Origin of the sequence: Pseudomonas sp. NPDC087803, assembly GCF_044742995.1 — a bacterium.
Lineage (GTDB): Bacteria > Pseudomonadota > Gammaproteobacteria > Pseudomonadales > Pseudomonadaceae > Aquipseudomonas.
This window is the reverse complement of the sequence record NZ_JBIUVO010000010.1, coordinates 12,615-29,976: the sequence shown is the minus strand read 5'-3', so window position 1 is coordinate 29,976 and position 17,362 is coordinate 12,615. Positions and strand designations below refer to the sequence as shown.

General features: G+C 61.9%; 16 protein-coding genes. 12 read left to right on the top strand and 4 right to left on the bottom strand.

Annotated elements, in window-relative coordinates; translation table 11 throughout:
* Positions 1–10: 10 nt before the first annotated feature.
* From ACIOUG_RS09000 to ACIOUG_RS08965, 8 genes are all read left to right on the top strand, one after another.
* Positions 11–319 (top strand): 2Fe-2S iron-sulfur cluster-binding protein, encoded by a 309-nt coding sequence (locus ACIOUG_RS09000; protein WP_401064501.1) that lies wholly within the window; start codon positions 11–13, stop codon positions 317–319.
* Positions 320–382: 63 nt separating this feature from the next.
* On the top strand, positions 383–1,135 hold the full coding sequence (locus ACIOUG_RS08995) for a hypothetical protein (protein WP_401064498.1): 753 nt from the start codon (positions 383–385) through the stop codon (positions 1,133–1,135).
* A gap of 117 nt (positions 1,136–1,252) precedes the next feature.
* Complete coding sequence (locus tag ACIOUG_RS08990) at positions 1,253–2,491, top strand: acetyl-CoA carboxylase biotin carboxylase subunit family protein (protein WP_401064496.1); 1,239 nt, start codon at positions 1,253–1,255, stop codon at positions 2,489–2,491.
* A 71-nt stretch (positions 2,492–2,562) separates the two neighbouring features.
* On the top strand, positions 2,563–3,894 hold the full coding sequence (locus tag ACIOUG_RS08985) for an acetyl-CoA carboxylase biotin carboxylase subunit family protein (RefSeq protein WP_401064494.1): 1,332 nt from the start codon (positions 2,563–2,565) through the stop codon (positions 3,892–3,894).
* Between the two features lie 31 nt (positions 3,895–3,925).
* Positions 3,926–5,155 (top strand): acetyl-CoA carboxylase biotin carboxylase subunit family protein, encoded by a 1,230-nt coding sequence (locus ACIOUG_RS08980; protein ID WP_401064492.1) that lies wholly within the window; start codon positions 3,926–3,928, stop codon positions 5,153–5,155.
* A gap of 31 nt (positions 5,156–5,186) precedes the next feature.
* Positions 5,187–6,083 (top strand): EamA family transporter, encoded by an 897-nt coding sequence (locus tag ACIOUG_RS08975; RefSeq protein ID WP_401064489.1) that lies wholly within the window; start codon positions 5,187–5,189, stop codon positions 6,081–6,083.
* Between the two features lie 17 nt (positions 6,084–6,100).
* Positions 6,101–7,450 carry an aminotransferase class V-fold PLP-dependent enzyme gene (locus ACIOUG_RS08970; RefSeq protein ID WP_401064486.1) on the top strand — a complete coding sequence of 450 codons (1,350 nt, stop codon included), beginning with the start codon at positions 6,101–6,103 and terminating at the stop codon, positions 7,448–7,450.
* A 110-nt stretch (positions 7,451–7,560) separates the two neighbouring features.
* Positions 7,561–8,754 carry a hypothetical protein gene (locus ACIOUG_RS08965; protein ID WP_401064484.1) on the top strand — a complete coding sequence of 398 codons (1,194 nt, stop codon included), beginning with the start codon at positions 7,561–7,563 and terminating at the stop codon, positions 8,752–8,754.
* A gap of 30 nt (positions 8,755–8,784) precedes the next feature.
* Here the strand turns inward: ACIOUG_RS08965 and hrpB are convergent, their stop codons facing one another.
* Complete coding sequence (gene hrpB / locus ACIOUG_RS08960; RefSeq protein ID WP_401064482.1) at positions 8,785–11,304, bottom strand: ATP-dependent helicase HrpB; 2,520 nt, start codon at positions 11,302–11,304, stop codon at positions 8,785–8,787.
* Positions 11,305–11,415: 111 nt separating this feature from the next.
* Here hrpB and ACIOUG_RS08955 point away from each other — a divergent pair, with 111 nt between their 5' ends.
* Positions 11,416–11,835: a hypothetical protein gene (locus tag ACIOUG_RS08955; RefSeq protein WP_047602563.1), complete on the top strand. Its 420-nt coding sequence runs from the start codon at positions 11,416–11,418 to the stop codon at positions 11,833–11,835.
* A gap of 15 nt (positions 11,836–11,850) precedes the next feature.
* Positions 11,851–12,759 (top strand): cation diffusion facilitator family transporter, encoded by a 909-nt coding sequence (locus tag ACIOUG_RS08950; RefSeq protein WP_003228494.1) that lies wholly within the window; start codon positions 11,851–11,853, stop codon positions 12,757–12,759.
* Here ACIOUG_RS08950 and ACIOUG_RS08945 read toward each other — a convergent pair.
* Entirely contained in the window at positions 12,753–13,805 is a 1,053-nt protein-coding gene (locus ACIOUG_RS08945) for a DUF6515 family protein (RefSeq protein WP_401064479.1), read from the bottom strand. The genes ACIOUG_RS08950 and ACIOUG_RS08945 overlap by 7 nt on opposite strands.
* A 454-nt stretch (positions 13,806–14,259) precedes the next feature.
* On the opposite strand from ACIOUG_RS08945, the gene ACIOUG_RS08940 reads away from it, so the two are divergent.
* Complete coding sequence (locus ACIOUG_RS08940; protein ID WP_007909658.1) at positions 14,260–14,739, top strand: Lrp/AsnC family transcriptional regulator; 480 nt, start codon at positions 14,260–14,262, stop codon at positions 14,737–14,739.
* A gap of 191 nt (positions 14,740–14,930) precedes the next feature.
* Positions 14,931–15,140 (top strand): DUF2788 domain-containing protein, encoded by a 210-nt coding sequence (locus tag ACIOUG_RS08935; RefSeq protein WP_003228500.1) that lies wholly within the window; start codon positions 14,931–14,933, stop codon positions 15,138–15,140.
* Here the strand turns inward: ACIOUG_RS08935 and ACIOUG_RS08930 are convergent.
* Positions 15,135–15,770, bottom strand: coding sequence for a pseudouridine synthase (locus ACIOUG_RS08930; RefSeq protein WP_401064476.1), 636 nt, complete (start codon positions 15,768–15,770; stop codon positions 15,135–15,137). The genes ACIOUG_RS08935 and ACIOUG_RS08930 overlap by 6 nt on opposite strands.
* A 72-nt stretch (positions 15,771–15,842) precedes the next feature.
* The gene (gene amn / locus ACIOUG_RS08925) at positions 15,843–17,342 is read right to left on the bottom strand and encodes an AMP nucleosidase (protein WP_401064473.1); all 1,500 of its coding nucleotides are present in this window, start codon (positions 17,340–17,342) and stop codon (positions 15,843–15,845) included.
* Between the last annotated feature and the right edge of the window lie 20 nt (positions 17,343–17,362).

The window sequence follows — 17,362 nt, the reverse complement described above, 5'->3', positions numbered from 1 at the left end:
TGAGGCAAGTATGGAAGGGTTTCACACACTAACTGTTACCTCTACTACAGCGAATAAAATTGAGTTCGAGTTACCGACCAATGCCCCGTTCACGGATATCGAGTACGAACCCGGCGGCAAGAACATCATCCCTCTGGGCTGCCGTGTCGGGGCGTGTGGCGCGTGTTTGATCAAGATTACATCAGGCTTCGAGGCGGTCAGTCGTCGCGACGAAGATGAAGAGGCTTTTATCGAGGTATTGGGGCACAGCGGTGAAGAATACCGGCTGGCCTGTCAGTGCCTGTTAAAAGGAGAAGTAGCCATTGAAATCATTGGCTAAGTGTTAACGGCTTAACGGCGGTTTTAATCAAAGCGTTTCAAATAAACTAAAAAGGACTTGTTCATGCTTAACCGTGTAAAGAATGTTGGCTATGGTGATACCACTCCGTTCCTCAGCGCCGCCGGCTCGGCAGGCCTGCGTGCAGAGATCGACAAGATCATCGACGGGCAAGTGGAACAATGGTTCGCAACCGTTCCTGAGGCTGCGCACCTGGAAGGCAAGGACGTTAACAGCGAGTACTACAAGCGCCACCTGATCGAAACCGCATGGCGTATCCGTCTGCTGCGCGTTGCTGAATCCAAGGCGCTGGCCGAAGTGGCGAAGATCAGCCCTGAGGCTGCGCAGATCTGGGCTCACTACGAGCAAGAGGAAATGCTGCATGACGAGCTGTTCATCGCGGACCTGACCCGCATCGGCGTCAGCCGTGCGGAGTTCCTCGCCACCGAACCGTACCTGGAAACCAAACTGCTGGTCGGGTTCTTTTCGTACCTGCTGGATCATGAAGGCCCGCTGGGCGTCGTCGCTTATTCCTACCTGGTCGAGTACGTCAACGTGAAGCTCGAACCACGCAAGCTCGAAGCGCTGAAGACTTCGGTGGGCGAGACCAACATCGCCGGTCAGGTTTCCCACTCGCATACCGACATCAATGACGATCACCCGGGTGAAGTCTGGGCGGCCCTGCGCTTCCTGATCAAAGGCGAGCAGGACATCGCAGCACTGAAAAAATACCTCGAAGAGCACCAGGCGATTCTCGCGCTGTTCTTCAACAAGCTGTACCTCAACACCCTGGCCAAGCCGCAAGACAAGGCAGCTTAAGCCATGGAGCAGGCAATGATTGCAAATCGACCCGGTGTTCTGATCCTGAGCCACTGCGGCTTTTCTTTCCTGGAAGACCTGAAGCAGGAGCTTCATCGACGGCAGCTCCGGTGTTTCGTGCTGTCTTCATTGCCGCTTCCAGAACATGTACCGGCCCGCCTGGAACAGATTCATGCCTGGGCGGACCGGCTCTACACCACCGACTCCCACCAGTTGAAGCTGGAGGATGTGCAGACCGCTCTTGAGGCCCTGCGCAAGTCGGGCGAACAGGTTTCCTGCTGCATCAGCGTGTGGGAAGGCTATCGCCATCTGATGGCGGCGGCCAACGCGACGCTGGGCACGTATGACATGGACGCAGCACAGGCACTGGCCCTGCGCAACAAGCTCAATGTCCGTAACCGACTGGCCGAAGCCGGCCTGTCGCACGCTAACGCCTATGCCCTGACCGAGCCCGTGCTGGAACGGCTCAAGGCCCAGGATCAGCGTTATTTCATCAAACCGGTTCATGGGATCGCCTCCTACGCGGCCTTTCCCATGCGCAAAGACACCGCGTGGAATGCCCTTGAAGAGCTGCGTCTGGCTTCGGCCGAAGACACGGTGTATGCCTCGGCGTTCAACGATGGGCTGACGTTCATGGCCGAGGATTACATCGCCGGCAATGAATTCAGCTTCGAAACCCTGCTCGTCGATGGCCAGGTGCATGTCGTGGCCATCCACGAGAAATACGAAGTGACCGAAACCGCCGCCACAGTGCTTGAGGACAGTTGCACCACGCCGCCGGCAAGCCTCGGTCAGACGCAGATCGCCGCCGGTGTGCAATGGCTGAAAGATGTACTGGGCTGCATGGAACTGCAGTGGGGCTGCTACCACGTGGAGGCACGCTTCTCGGGCCAGCACTGGGACCTGATCGAAATCAACCCGCGCGTCGGCGGCAGTCTGATCTCGCACAGCGTCGAGGCGGTTACCCACGGTCACAGCATGCTGTCACTGTGGCTCGACCTGCTGCTCGCCAGCCAGGACGACACTGGGCTGCGGCAGAAACTCGTCGAGGATCTGGCACAGTTTGAATGGCACGCGGACGGCACCAGCGATCAGTCCGTGGCGACGTTCTTTCGGGTGTATTTCGCCGAACCGGGAACCCTGAGTTCGGTGACGCTCAACGAATTGCCGCTGGCCCCGGTGGTGCAGCACATTCTGCTGAAGGCCGGCGACGTGATTCCTGCACACGCCCGCGAAGTGTTCCTCGGGCAACTGTTGTGGACGTTCGACCGGGCCAACCGGGCAGCCGAGCTTGAGCGTCTGGCCAGCATCAGCGCGACCGCGCTGGATATTCGCTACGAGCACGACAGCCACTAATAAAAATCCGGGCAATCGCCTGAACACAACCGCTGCCGATGACCAACCCCCACGGATGAGGAAAAACAAACATGCCGTTGCGAGCGCCTGTATTGCTAATAGTGGACTACAACCTGAGCCGGATCGGCGATGTGCGGCACCTGCGTGACTACGCACGTCAGCAATGGGGCGCGCAGACCTGGCTGATCAGGGCGAACCCGCAGGAGCATGACCTGAGCATCAGCGATCGGGTGATCGATGCCGATCCGCTGCACCCCGACTTCGTCGATCAGGCACTGAGCCTGCTCGGCAATGAGGCGGACCGGATCAGCGCAGGCCTGGTTTTTTCCGACAACGCGGTGGCCAGTGGCGCCGCCTTGCTGGAACGCCTCGGCTTGCCGGTAGACGATGCCGCGCTGGCACTGGGCGCATTCGACAAGCTGGCGTACCGCATTGCCGAAGATCGCATCCGCCCGCAGTTGAACGAACTGGGTGTCATGCTCCCGGACTTCGTGCGCATCGACGGTTTGAACGATGTGCGCAATTTTGCAGTGCGCCAGGAAGGCAGCTTCGTGATCAAGCCTGCCTGTGAGGGCAACAATCGCGGCGTGGTGGTGGTATCACCGGGTGGCGACTGTGAGCAGGCATTTGCCGAAGTGGCACCGTATCTGGACGGCGGTGTGCTGGCGGAAGCATTCATCACCTTCACCCGCGAATACTCGTATGACGGCCTGGGCAAACTGTGGTTCGTCACGGAGAAAGTCAGCGCCAGCGGGCGTTACCCGGTGGAGGTCGCGCAAATTCTGCCGGCGCGCCTCAGTGAGCAGGAACGACAGGCCATTCGCAGTGCCGGCGAGCAGGTCAATCGTCTGGTCGGCCAGCGTATCGGGCCGTTTCACAACGAGATCAAACTCAGCGACAGCGGCTATCAGACGGCGGTGATCGAGCCGAACCGGCGCCCCGGCGGCATGAAGATCTGGACCCTGGCGCACGCCGTGCATGGGCTTGATCTGTACGCGGCATGGGTTGACTCGGTGTTCGCCGGGCCAGTGCCGGACGTACTGCCCGCCGCCACCTGCAGCGCCGCGACGGTGATGTTCGGCGTGCCGCGCGACGTGACCGTCGACGTGAGCGAACTGGGCGATGTGCGAGCGCTGATCGACGACACGCTGACACTGGCGGCGCGCGAACTGGCGCTGTCCACCGACGATATCGCCCTGCTCGAAAGCGCGTGGATTGCCGGCGAAGCACGCTTGATCCATGCCATCCCTCGTGACAACAGCGACTTCGTCGCTCAGGCCTGCGTCGCGCTGCGTGCGCCGACGGTCGATATCCGCGATCTGGTGCGAGTGCTGCGTGAGCAGTGGCTGCTGGTACTCGAGCGCAACCTGTCTTCCGAGCTGTTGTTGAAAGTTGCGTCCTGATCCCTGCCCTTTTCGCTTCGAGACCGTTTGCATGAAAATTCTCATTCTTCACCGCGTGCCCTACCCGCGTATCGAGTACCACCGTGGCATCAACCATGACCTGCACGAGGTCACGTATCTGGGCAAACAAGCGGCGATCGACACGCTGCCGGGCGACCTGCGCTGCCACCGGGTGATTCGCCCGGGAGTGGCCAGTGCCTATGATGAGGCCCAGCAGTGGCTGGCGCAGTCTCCGCAGGCATTTGACCGGATCATCTCGATGTCCGAGTACGAACTGCTCGACGCGGCACGCTTGCGCGAAGCGCTGAACGTCGAAGGCGCATCACTGGCGGCCGTGAACCTGGCGCGCAACAAGCTGGACATGAAGGCCGCCGTTGCCGCGCAAAATCTACGCGTACCGCGGTTCATGGCGCTTGACCGTTATCTGGCGCTGCAGGGCCAGGTGCCCTGGTCGGGGGCCACCGTGCTCAAGCCGCACAGCGGCGCATCGAGCATGGACGTCAGCATTCATCAGCAGCCTGCGCGGGCCTTTGACGAGATCAGTCGCAAGATCAGTGAACTTTCCCTGAGCATCGATGAGTTTCAGGTTGAAGAATTCATCAGCGGCCCCATCCGCCACTTCGACGGTCTGGTGCAGAACGGTCGAATCCTCACCCTGCTTTCCAGCCAATATGTCGGCACCTGCCTGGATTACATGGAGCGCGGCCATCCACTGGGCTCCTGGCACCTGGAAACCACCGCGCCGATGCAGGCATGGGTCAGTGCCGCGCTGGAAGCGGTGCAGATCCGCAATGGTGCCTTCCATCTGGAAGCCATCATGGAAGGTGACGAGCCGGTGTTCCTCGAAGTCGGCAACCGGGTCGGTGGCGCCGATGTGGTCGCGACTTACGAACTGGCGACCGGCATCCACCTGCCATCGCTGGAGCTGCGTATTCACGTCGAGGGCGAAGTAGACCGCGCGGAGCTTGGCGGACAGCAGCCAGACCTGGGCTTCGGCTGGTTTGTGTTCCCCGGACACACCCACCACCAGCGCATCTATCAAGGCCTGGAAGGTGCGGACGAATTTCGCACCAGCCCATCCGTCGTGCAATGGAACGAGTTGCCAACCGGTGCTCTGTTACCCGGCCACGTGACTTACTCGGCGTTCGAGGCGCCTCTGGCAGGCATCGTCAAAACCGCAGATCCGCAACAGACCAAGGCCTGGATGCAAACCCTGTTTTCCCGGGTGTATCTGGCAGAAAACCTGACATCCGTCGCGTGACCCAGTCCATCCTCATGAAGGCGACTCAGCAATGAAACCACTGCACGTAGTATTGGCTGTACTGATCACGGCCATCTGGGGGGTCAACTTCTCGGTGATCAAACTGGGACTGGCCACCGTAGACCCGTTCATTCTCGCGGGCATCCGCTTCAGCCTTTGTGCGTTACCGGCGATCTTTTTCATCCGCAAACCGAATGTGCCATGGCGCTACATCATCGGTTACGGACTGGTGTTCGGCATCGGCCTGTGGGGCATCGTCAACCTGGGCATCAAGGCCGGGCTCTCGGCCGGCATCGCGTCGCTGGTGCTGCAATTCAGCGCGTTCTTCACGATTCTGCTCGGCGGCTGGGTGTTCAAGGAAGCGCTGACCCGCTTTCAGGTCCTGGGAATGCTGATCGCCCTCGGCGGCTTGTTGTGCATCATCATGATCAGCGATGGCACGGTCAGCCTGCCGGGTGTGCTGCTGGTGCTGGTGGGCGCGGTCTCCTGGAGCGTCGCCAATGTCATCAACAAAAAGGCCAGCACCAAGGAAGTCTTCGGCTTTCTGGTCTGGTCCAGCGCCTTTGCACCGATCCCGTTGTTCGCACTCGACTATGCGGTGAACGGCAGTGCCGGCTACACCACATTCGTCAATCAGGTCGATACCACCGCGGTGCTATCGATCCTGTTTCAGGTCTACCCGAACACACTGTTCGCCTACTGGATCTGGAACTCGCTGCTCAAGACCTATCCGGTGTCGACCGTCGCACCGCTGTCGTTGCTGGTGCCGATTTTCGGCATGCTCGGCTCGGTGCTGATCTTTCATGAAAGCGTACCGGCGAGCAAAGTCATGGCGGTGGTGCTGATCGTGCTCGGTCTGGCCGTCGGCCTCTATGGACAGCGTATTTTCAATGCTATGTTTGCGCGTCCTGCGCGCACTTCAATATGAATCGACAGGGAGTTGGTATGAGTCTGGGAAGGCGTGAGTTTGTGGGGGCCGCCATGGGGGCGACCCTGGTTGGAGGCAGCATGATTGCAGGCGTGGCGGGAGCACAGGCGAGTAACAAGCCTGTTCAGGATGACGTGGTTACAGCGCTGAACCCCAATGACTGGGCATCGGTGCGGGCGCAGTTCAATCTGTCGCCGGAATTCGTGCACATTTCCAACTTCTTTCTCGCCTCCAATCCCAGGCCCGTACGCGAGGCGATGGCGCGCCACCGGCAGGCCTTCGACGCAAATCCGTACACCTACCTTGAAGACAACATGTTCGCCCGGCCGGAGGACATGGTCTGGCGCAAGGTCTGCGCCGCGGCGGCCGAGTACACCGGCGGCCGCGCCGAGGACATCGCGCTGACCACCAGCACCACCCAGGGTCTGTCGATGGTCTACAACGGCCTGAAACTGGCGCCCCACCAGGAAATCCTGACCACCAACCACGAGTGGTACACCCACGACGAAGCGATGCGTCTGGCGGTGGTCAAATGGGGCGGCAGCATTCGCCGGATCGATCTGTACCAGGGGCCGGACGATGTCAGCGTCGACGCGATCGTCGCGCGCATTGAAAAAGCCATCAAACCGACGACCCGGATTCTGGCCATGACCTGGGTGCATTCCGGCACCGGCGTGCGCTTGCCGGCAAAAGAAATCGGCGCACTGGTGGCGCGGATCAACCGCGATCGCGCCGAGGCGGACAGGATTATTTACGTGATCGACGGCGTGCACGGCTTCGGCTGTTCCGAGGCGCAAGTGGCGAGCCTGGGTTGCGACTTTTTCAGCGCCGGCACCCACAAATGGATTCTCGGCCCGCACGGTACCGGTCTGGTCTGGGCCCGTGAAGGTCAGTGGGCACAGATCACGCCAACCATCCCCACCATCATGGCCGCCGAACCCGCCAACGCCTGGCGTGAACAGCGCGATCCACAGGGTCAGACGCAGGCCGCCTGGGTCAGTCCCGGCGGGTTCCTGGCGTTCGAAAACCAGTGGGCGATGATCGAGGCATTCAAATTCATCCAGCAGATCGGCCGCAAGCGCATTGCCGACCGCATCGCCGAACTCAACGGCCAGTTGAAGGAAGGTCTGGCGAAGCTGCCGAACGTGTATTTGCACACGCCACGTTCGGCACAGTTCTCCGCCGGTTTTGTCTGCTGCGACGTCAAGGATCGCAGCCCCAAAGAGATCGTCGCCCGGCTCAAGGAACAGAAGATCATTGCCAGCGCCACGCCCTACCGGCATTCGACGGTGCGCTTCTCCGCCGGGATCATCAACTCGCCTGAAGACATCGAAAAGACCCTCAAAGTGATGCGCACTCTGGTCTGACGCCAGCCCGAACCGACATCGGTTGCCTGCACTGGCTCAACGCCGGTGCAGTCGCTGGCGTCTGCCTTCCAATAACAATCGCCGCGTGCTCAAGGGCAAGGATCGATTACATGAATGAAAAAACCGCCGTCATCCAGAACGCTGCAAAAGAATTGAGCATGTTCCTGTTCTGCTCGACGGTTTATCGGTTGTTTTCCGGTGCGCTGATGGTCTCGCTGACATGGACCATCCTCAACCAGGACGAAGGCGGGTATCTGCCGCTGGCCCTGGCGATTTTCTGTTCGTTCATTCCGGCGTTCATCACTCCGGCGATGATCAAGCGGCTGTCACTGCGCATGAACGGGCGGCAGATGAGCAGCTGGTTTGTACTGGGGCTGGCGGGCCTGGCCCTGATCTCGGGAGTGTCCCGGGATTTCACTCTCGGCCTGCTGATCACCAACCTGTTTGCCTGGCTGATGATCATGTCGCTCGAAGCCAGCCTGGATATGTGGTTCGCGCAGATTCAACGGGGCATGGACGAAACCAAAGTGCGGCGGATCAGCGGGGCAACCACCGCGACCAGTCAGGCCGCATTGATGACCGGACCTTTGCTGGCGGCAGGTTTGATGCCGATTCTGAGCGGCATGGGCTTCTCGCTGGTGCTCAGCGCCGGCTTCTTCATGGTCGCGGCAATTTGCTTTACCCGGCACAGCCTGCCCACGGCGGTGCAGACCACCGCCGAAGTCGCTGCCCCTGCCAAGCTGCCACTGACGCTGTTTGTGCCGATGGTGCTGATCTGGCCGATCCTCGGGGCCTTCAACTTCATGCTGCCGGTGTATGTGGCGAGCCACGGCTGGAGCCTGTTTGAACTGGGCGTGCTCGATGCCGTGTTCGGCCTGGGCATGGCGCTGATCGGCGTGCTGGTGATCATCGCCAATACCGGGCGCAACCTGACGGCCTATCTGTCCGGCCTGATTGCCCTGGCGCTGATCGCCACGTCGATGTGGTTGCTGATGCCGGACAATCTGATGCTCAAGGCACTGAGCCTGCTGATTCTGGGCATGGCTTTCGGCGGTGCACGGGTGCATATCCGTGTCGCCATCGCCTGCCGCTACAGCGAGGCGGCGGTGGGGTTATATGTCAGTCGGGCAAATGCGTTGGCGACGCCGGTGCTGCTGCTGATCCTCAGCCTGCAACTGGCGATGATCGACAATGCCTGGCTGCTGCCATTCCTGCTGGTGACATTGAGCGTCGCCCTGCTGTTGCAGACCTCGGCGACACGTTTCGCCCGAGGACCTTCGAGTCTCGCAGCCGTGGGCGCCTGAAACGGCGCACGGCATCGGCGCAGCCCCGGTTCAGGTACCCCGGGGTTTCGCCCGTGCCGTGGCTTCAGCCACCAGCGGATCGTCCGGCCAGTAATGCTTGGGATACCGCCCCTTCAGATCCTTCTTCACTTCGGCGTAAGTACTGCGCCAGAAGTTGGCCAGATCCTGGGTCACCTGCACCGGGCGCCGCGCCGGCGACAGCAAGTGCAGCTTGACCACTTGCCGGCCACCAGCAATCCGCGGTGTCTCGGCGAGGCCGAACAGCTCTTGCAAACGTACCGCCAGAATCGGCGGGAACTCGCTGTAATCCAGCCTGATCGACGACCCCGACGGCACGCTCAAATGATGCGGCGCCAGCTCGTCCAGCCGTTGCGGCAGCGGCCACGGCAGCAGGTTGCGGACGATGCTCGCCAGATCGAGATTGGCAAAATGACTGAGCCGCGAGACCTTGCCCAGATACGGCATTAACCAGTGCTCGAGGGTGTTCAGCAACGTCGCGTCGCTGACATCCGGCCACTGACTATCATCCTGCGTGGCCAGCTCCAGCTGCCGTAACAGGGCGACCCGCGCCTGCCACTGCCGCAGTTCCGGCGTCCACGGCAACAACTCCAGACCTTTGCGCCGCACCAGATTGACCAGCGCCTGACTGCGCGCCGCCTCGTCGAGACCGGTCAACGGTTCGCGGCTGAGGATCAGTTCGCCGACCTTGCGCTGGCGCTCGGCACGCAGCACGCCTTCGCGCTCGTCCCAGTCCAGTTGATCGACGTTGTGCACTTGCTCGGCAAGCACCGAATCGAACAGCGCCGGATCGAAATCCGCCGCCAGGTAAATCCGTTCTTCACGCTGGCCCTGACGGCTGCCGAGGTCGGCGATGACGATCCACGGCTCCTTCATCAGGCTGTCGGCCTCGGCGAACAGCGCAGCGCGACCGTTGGCCAGCCGATATTCGGCGCCACCGGCACGCCGCTGTTGGGCGACACGGTCCGGATAGGCCAGCGCCAGCAGCGCACCGAGCCAGCGCGGGTGATCGGGATCGCTGACCGGCGCGCTGGCCTTGCCGCGCAGATAACCACGATATTGCCGCGCCAGTTGCCGCGCACGCTGCACGCCCCCCTGAGCCCCGCGTGCCGCACGTTCTTCGCCGGAAAGCAGCACCAATCGACTGTGCAGATCCGCCCCGGCGCCGCGCAGGATATCGCGCTCGCCAAGCAACGCGGCGACGTCGCAGGCCATGTGCGCCAGCCCCAGCGCCTGACCGCGCAGCAACAGATGGGCGATGCGCGGATGCGCCGGCAACTCGGCCATGGCCTGACCGTGCGCGGTCAGCGCCTCGCCTTCGAGTGCGCCCAGGCGCTGCAACAAATCCTGCGCCTGTGCATAGGCTGCGGCCGGCGGCACATCGAGCCAGACCAGTTCGCCCGGGGTCACGCCCCAGCGTCCGAGTTGCAGGGCCAGGCTCGCCAGATCCGCCGACAGTATTTCCGCGCTGCCGTAAGCGGCCAGTTGTTCGTGCTGATCCTGCGACCACAAGCGATAACACACCCCCGGTTCCAGACGCCCCGCACGACCTGCACGCTGGGTGGCGCTGGCCTTGGAAATGCGCTGAGTGTCGAGGCGGGTCATGCCGCTGCCCGGGTCGAAACGCGGCACCCGCGCCAACCCGGCGTCGATCACCACGCGCACGCCATTGATAGTCAGACTGGTCTCGGCAATGTTGGTCGCCAGCACCACTTTGCGCTGGCCGGCCGGAGCCGGGTCGATGGCGGCGCGCTGGGCATTCAAGTCCAGTTCGCCGTGCAACGGGCAGAGCAATACGTCTTTGCGCTCGCCGATGGCATCGCTCAGTTGCTGATGCACGCGACGGATTTCCGCCTGCCCCGGAAGGAACACCAGCAGGCTGCCGGTTTCATCGTGCAGCGCTTCGAGGACGGTCTGGGTCACGCGCTGGTCGATGTACTCGCCGGGCTGGAACGGCCGGCCCCAGCGCATCGTCACCGGGTACATGCGCCCTTCGCTGCGCAGGATCGGCGCGTCATCCAGCAACCCGGCCAGACGCTCGCCTTCGAGGGTGGCGGACATCAACAGAATCTTCAGCGGCTGTTCAGCGCGGAACAGTTCACGACCGTTCAAACTCAGGGCCAAGGCCAGATCGGCATCGAGGCTGCGTTCGTGGAATTCGTCGAAGATCAGCAGGCCGACACCTTCGAGCGCCGGATCATCCTGCAGACGCCGGGTGAGGATGCCTTCGGTGACCACTTCGATACGGGTATCGGGGCCGACCTTGCTGTCGAGGCGGATGCGATAGCCGACGGTTTCGCCAACCTTCTCGCCCAGTTCGCTGGCCAGTCGCTCTGCGGCTGCACGCGCCGCCAGCCGCCGTGGTTCGAGCATCAGAATGGTCTGCCCGGCCAGCCAGGTTTCATTGAGCAAGGCCAGCGGCACGCGGGTGGTTTTACCGGCGCCGGGCGGCGCTTCGAGCACGGCTTCGTGGCGTGTCGCCAAGGCTTCACGCAGGGCGGGTAAAACTTCGTCGATCGGCAAAGAAATCATGCTGGCTCCCAAACAGAGCCGCGAGTATAACGGCGAACTGCCGGGCGTTTGTCAGGGTCTTAATTCCACACAACGCTGCTTCGTTTTTAGATGACTCAGGAGATCCATCACATGCGCTTACCTTCTCGCCTGATCGGCGGTGTACTGGTCGCCACCCTGCTCACTCAACTCACTGCCTGCGGCTCGATTTTCTATCCAGACCGTCGCGGTCAGATCGACGGCAAGGTCGACCCGGCAATTGCCGTGCTCGATGCCGTGGGCCTGCTGTTCTATGTCATTCCCGGTCTGATCGCCTTTGCGGTGGACTTCGCCACTGGCGCGATCTATTTCGAACCGGGCCATACCGCCCAGGTCGATCCGGCCAAGCTTAAACAAGCAGTCGGCCCGGATGGTCAGGTCGATAACCTCAAGTTGCAGGCTATTCTCGAAACAGAACTCGGGCGCAATCTGCCGCTGGACGATCCGCGCCTGATCCAGCACAAGGGCAGCACGCAACAACTGGCCATGTTTGGCCTGCAACCCGCCGCATAAGGACATTCCTACCCCATGACCACCAGCCCCGAACACGCCCGCCTGCTGCGCTTGGCAACCCGCGCCTCGGTGGCGGTGGCCTGCACGCTGATCATTGCCAAAGCCATCGCCTGGTGGCTGAGCGGTTCGGTGAGCATGCTCGCCGGCCTCACCGACTCGGCGCTGGATGGCGTCACCTCGCTGCTGAATCTGCTGGCGGTACATTACGCACTGCGCCCGGCCGATGACGATCACCGTTACGGCCACGGCAAGGCCGAATCGCTGGCGGGCATGGCGCAGGCGCTGTTCATCGGTGGCAGTGCGGTGCTGATTGCGTTTCAGGCGTATGAGCGCATCCAGCAACCGGAGCCGCTCGGCGCGCCGTGGCTGAGCATCGGCGTGATCGTGTTCTCACTGCTGCTGACCGCGGCGTTGCTGACGCTGCAACATAGAGTGATCAAGCAGACCGGCTCCAACGCGGTGCGCGCCGACTCTCTGCACTACCGGTCGGACATGCTGCTCAACGGCAGCATTCTGATCGCGCTGATCCTCGCCGGCATGGGCTTTCATCAACTCGATGCGTGGTTCGGCCTGGGGATTGCCGGGTACATTTTGTGGAGCGCGATCCAAATCGCCCGGGAAAGTTTTTCGGTGCTGATGGATGAAGAGCTGCCGACAGACGTCAGTCAGCACATGCTCGAACTGGCCTGCGGCGTACCCGGTGTGTTGGGCGCGCATGACTTGCGCACAAGGATCTCGGGTAACCACTGGTTTGTGCAGTTGCATCTGGAATTGCCGGGAGAGCTGACCTTGTCAGTCGCCCACGGCATCAGCGATCAGGCGGCCGATGCGATTCACGCCGCCTACCCGCGGGCCGAAGTGCTGGTGCACGCCGACCCGCAGGAAGTGGTCAAGACCGAACGGGCACAAACCCGGATTCAGTAAGACACCTGATAACCGCGACTGCTCAGGCAATTACCCTGGGCCTGACGGTAAGCCTGCACCACTTCAGGCGCCGGTTGATAGGTCGCGCTGCGCGGGTCGAAACCGCTCTGTTGCACCGCGTATTGGTAGCACTGGTAACCGTCCTGCTGCACCTGTTCCGGCGACTGACCGTTGGCCGGATAGGCCTCGACGTCATAGCCCTGGGATTGCGGCTGCGGTTGCGGTGGTTGCTGCACCGGTGGCTCGACCACCACGTAATCCTGGGTGCTTTCTTCGTACGCATAGTAGGAGCCGGCAGCGAGAAACAGCAGCGCCCCGCCGATCCACACTTCACGGGCGTAGTCCGGCAGATACTGGGTGCGAATTCCGCGTGGCGGCTGCACGACGATATAGCGCGGGCCTTGCGGGCGATACCAGTAGCCGCCGGAATAGAAGTAATCCTGACCGCGATACGGCACGCGGTATTCACGGTCCGGGAAGCGGTCGATCACATGCCCCGGGCGGTATTGCGGGCCTGGGCCCCAACCGTTGCCATGCCCGTCCGGGCGACCCGGCCAGCGATTATCGTTGGGCCGATTGTTGCCGGCCTGCCATTGCTGGTTGTTGTAGCCGTTCTGCGGACGCTCGTCGCGGTAGTAACCCTGGCGCGGTTCCTGAGTCTGGCGCACGGTGTCAGGCCGCGGCTGGATCGGCAGGTTGTTGGCCGGTGGCGGTGGCGCCTGATGCACCGGAGCAGGCGCGTTGGGTGCACGGTTCTGGTTCTGCCACTGGCCATTGTTGTGCTGCTGGCCGTTGTGCTCGAACTGGCGGCTGTTGTCGCCCCGAATGATTTCGTTGTTCTGCGGCCGTGGCTGGTTTTGCGGCGGCGGGTTGTTCTGCCCGCGGGGCTGATTGTTGCCACCATGGCCCTGATTGTTGCCCTGATGCTCGGGACCGCGTCCATTGTTCTCGGGGCCCCGATTCTGCGGCTCGTCGGCCAGCGCTTGCGCACTGACGCTCACACACAGCAAACCAACACCGGCCAGACGCCAGATGCGCGACTTCATGCTTTTCCTCACTGCGGGTATTAAGAGGGCTTGTAGCTAAGACCGGGAATACGCATACCGGGTTCTGCGACAGGTTATCAGTCACGAAACTTATTTATTGAGGTAGGCCGTGCAGCGAGGCACAAAAATCGCAGGCAAGAAAAAGGGAGACCCGTCGGCCTCCCTTTAGAGAACTTCGTCCTGGCTCGACGCTTTTGACGTCGGCTCACCTCACGCCGTCTTTTGGACAGTGTGCAGCTCGGGGGCCGGCACATCCCCGGTGGGGGTGGCGGCCGCGGCGGGCCTGATTGGGCGGGCCGCAGTGGACTGTGTTACCGAGCAGTGATTCTGGTGATAAGAATAGGCCGGGAGGCGCGGCAGATGATTGCGAAGATTGCTCAAATAAACACTGCTTGCGCAATTTTTAACCCTGGATAGATAATCCGCCGCAATAGTTACAACCAAGGACTGATTCATGAGCAAACTCGACCGTTACGACTTGAGCATTTTGGCGGAATTGCAGCGCGACGCCCGCATCTCCAACCAGGAACTGGCCGAGCGTATCGGTTTGTCGCCCTCGCCCTGCTCACGCCGGGTCAAGCAACTGGAGGACGACGGCTACATCTCGCGCCAGGTCGCCCTGCTCGATCGCAAAATGCTTGGCCTGAGCCTGACCGCCTACGTGCTGATCGGCATGGACCGGCACACCCCGGAGCGCTTCGAGAACTTCGAAGCAGCGATCCGCACCCTGCCGCAGGTGCTGGAATGCAGCCTGGTGACCGGCGTGGACGCCGACTATCAGCTGAAAGTAGTGGTGCCGGACATGGATCACTATCAGAAGCTGCTGCTGGGGCATCTGACCCGGATCGAAGGGGTGACCAGTGTGCGTTCGAGCTTTGTGCTGAATCAGGTGCTCAACAGCACTGAATTGCCGCTGACCCATCTGCGCAGCTGACATCGCCTTCGCGAGCAAGCCCGCTCCCACAGGGAAATGCATTTCAACTGTGGGAGCGGGCTTGCTCGCGAAGGGGCCGGCACAGGCGACCACCATAACTGCGGCACACCGACACAGGTCAATGCGCCCGCAATCTGCCTCGGCGTATAATCGCCCAGCCCTTTCAGCCCTGTGCGCGCCGGAGATGCCCGATGGATCCTGCAGTATTCGAAGAGTGGATGATGACTGGCCTGGTCAGCATCCTGATCATTTTCATGGGTTTCATCGTCTGGGATCTGGCGAAGAAGTCCAAGGCCGGGCGCTTCGGCTCGTTCATTCTGTTCTTCGTCCTGGGCCTGGGTGTGGCCGCGTTCATCATCAAGAGTGTGGTGATCGGCCTGATCGAATCCGGCGCTCTATAGCCGCGCCGGCACTTCTTTCCACTGGCCCTGATCGAGCCCTTCGAGCGTCCAGTCGCCAATCCTGACCCGCACCAGCCGCAACGTCGGCAGCCCCACCGCAGCGGTCATGCGCCGTACCTGACGGTTGCGCCCTTCACGAATCACCAATTCCAGCCAACTGGTCGGCACGCTTTTGCGAAAACGCACCGGCGGATTGCGTGGCCACAATTGCGGTTCGTCCAGTTGTCGCGCCTCGGCGGGCAAGGTCATGCCGTCATTCAGTTCGACACCATCACGCAAACGCTGCAATTGCTCGCCTGTCGGCACGCCTTCGACCTGTACCCAGTAAGTCTTCGCCAGTTTGTGTTTCGGATCAGCGATGCGCGCCTGCAACTGGCCGTCGTTGGTCAGCAGCAGCAAACCTTCGCTGTCGCGATCAAGGCGTCCGGCCGGGTAGATGCCGGGCACCTCGATAAAATCCTTGAGCGTCGCCCGCCCGCCTTCGTCGCTGAATTGCGTCAGCACATCGAACGGCTTGTTGAACAGGATCAGCTTCGGCTCAGCCGGCGGCGCCTTGGCGACGCGACGTGGAGCTGAGGGGGAAGGCTTCGCACCGGGACGGCGGGAAGGAGGACGCGGGGGACGGGACATGGGCAAAACAACATCTGGCGATCTGGGCTGACAATGCTAGTGCCCCGACCGCCAAATGACCACGACTAACCGTTAACGGAACGGCGGCTCGTCGAAGCTGCGCAGTTTGCGCGAGTGCAGCGAGTTGAGTTCGGTGCGCAGCAGATCCACCGCCTCGATGCCGATCTTCAAGTGCTGGCTGACCGCACGCTCGTAGAACGCGTTGGCCGAGCCCGGCAGTTTGATTTCACTGTGCAGCGGTTTGTCCGAAACGCACAGCAACGTGCCGTACGGCACCCGCAGGCGATAACCCTGGGCGGCGATGGTGCCGCTTTCCATGTCCACCGCCACGGCGCGGGACAGGTTGATCAGCGGACGTTCCTGCGCCCAGCGCAGCTCCCAGTTGCGGTCGTCGTAGGTCAGCACGGTGCCGGTGCGCAGGCGCTTTTTCAGCTCTTCGCCCTGCTCGCCAGTGATATTGGCCGCAGCTTGTTGCAGCGCCAGCTGCACCTCGGCCAGCGCCGGAATCGGAATGTTTGGCGGCACCACGCGGTCGAGAATCCCGTCGCGACGCATGTAGGCGTGGGCCAGCACGTAGTCGCCGATGGTCTGCGACTGCCGCAGGCCACCGCAGTGACCGATCATCAGCCAGCAATGCGGACGCAGCACCGCCAGGTGATCGGTAATGTTCTTGGCGTTGGACGGACCGACGCCGATGTTGACCAGGGTCACGCCATGGCCGTCGTTGGCGATCAGGTGATAGGCCGGCATCTGGTAGCGGTGCCAGACCACGCCAGCGGCAATCGCCGACGCTTCGCCGTGGTCCATGCCCTTCTCGATGATCACGTTGCCCGGCAGGACCATGCGCACGAAACGCGGGTCGTTGCGCAGTTGTTCCAGGCCATGGACGATGAACTGGTCGACGTAGCGGTGATAGTTGGTCAGCAGAATCCACGGCTGCACATGGCGCCAGTCGCTGCCGGTGTAATGCACCAGACGACGCAGCGAGAAGTCGACCCGCGCGGCGTCGAACAGCGCCAGTGGCAGCGGATCGGTGTTTTCCCAGTCATAGAGACCGTCGGCGATGCCATCGGTGGCGGCGGACAGGTCGGTACTCGGGAACACCCGCGCCAGCACCGCAGCGGTGACGCCGGAGCCGGCCAGCTCATCGCCCTGCTCGACCACGTACGGATACGGAATGTTCTGCTGGCTGACGCCGACTTCCACGGTCACGGTGAAGTCATGCATCAACGGCACCAGCTGTTCCAGCAGGTATTTGCGGAACGCCTTCGGATGGGTGACGGTGACGCTGTAAGTGCCCGGCAGTTGCACCTTGGCGTAGGCGCGGGTGGTCTGCGGGACTTCGCCCTGACACAGGTAGGTCAGACGCAGTTCGGGGTAACGAAACAGAGCACGCTGTTCGGCGTCGGGCTCGACGCGATCCTTGAGGTAACGCTTGAGCGCCGAGTTCAGCGCAGTGGTGGCCCGCTCATGCAGCTCGGCCAGACGATCCACGGCTTGTTCGGCGGTTTGAACGACAATAAACGCTTCGGTCACGATCAGCTTCCTGTGTTCTGACTTGCAGAGCTTCATCTTGCCTGCATCGTGGCGTC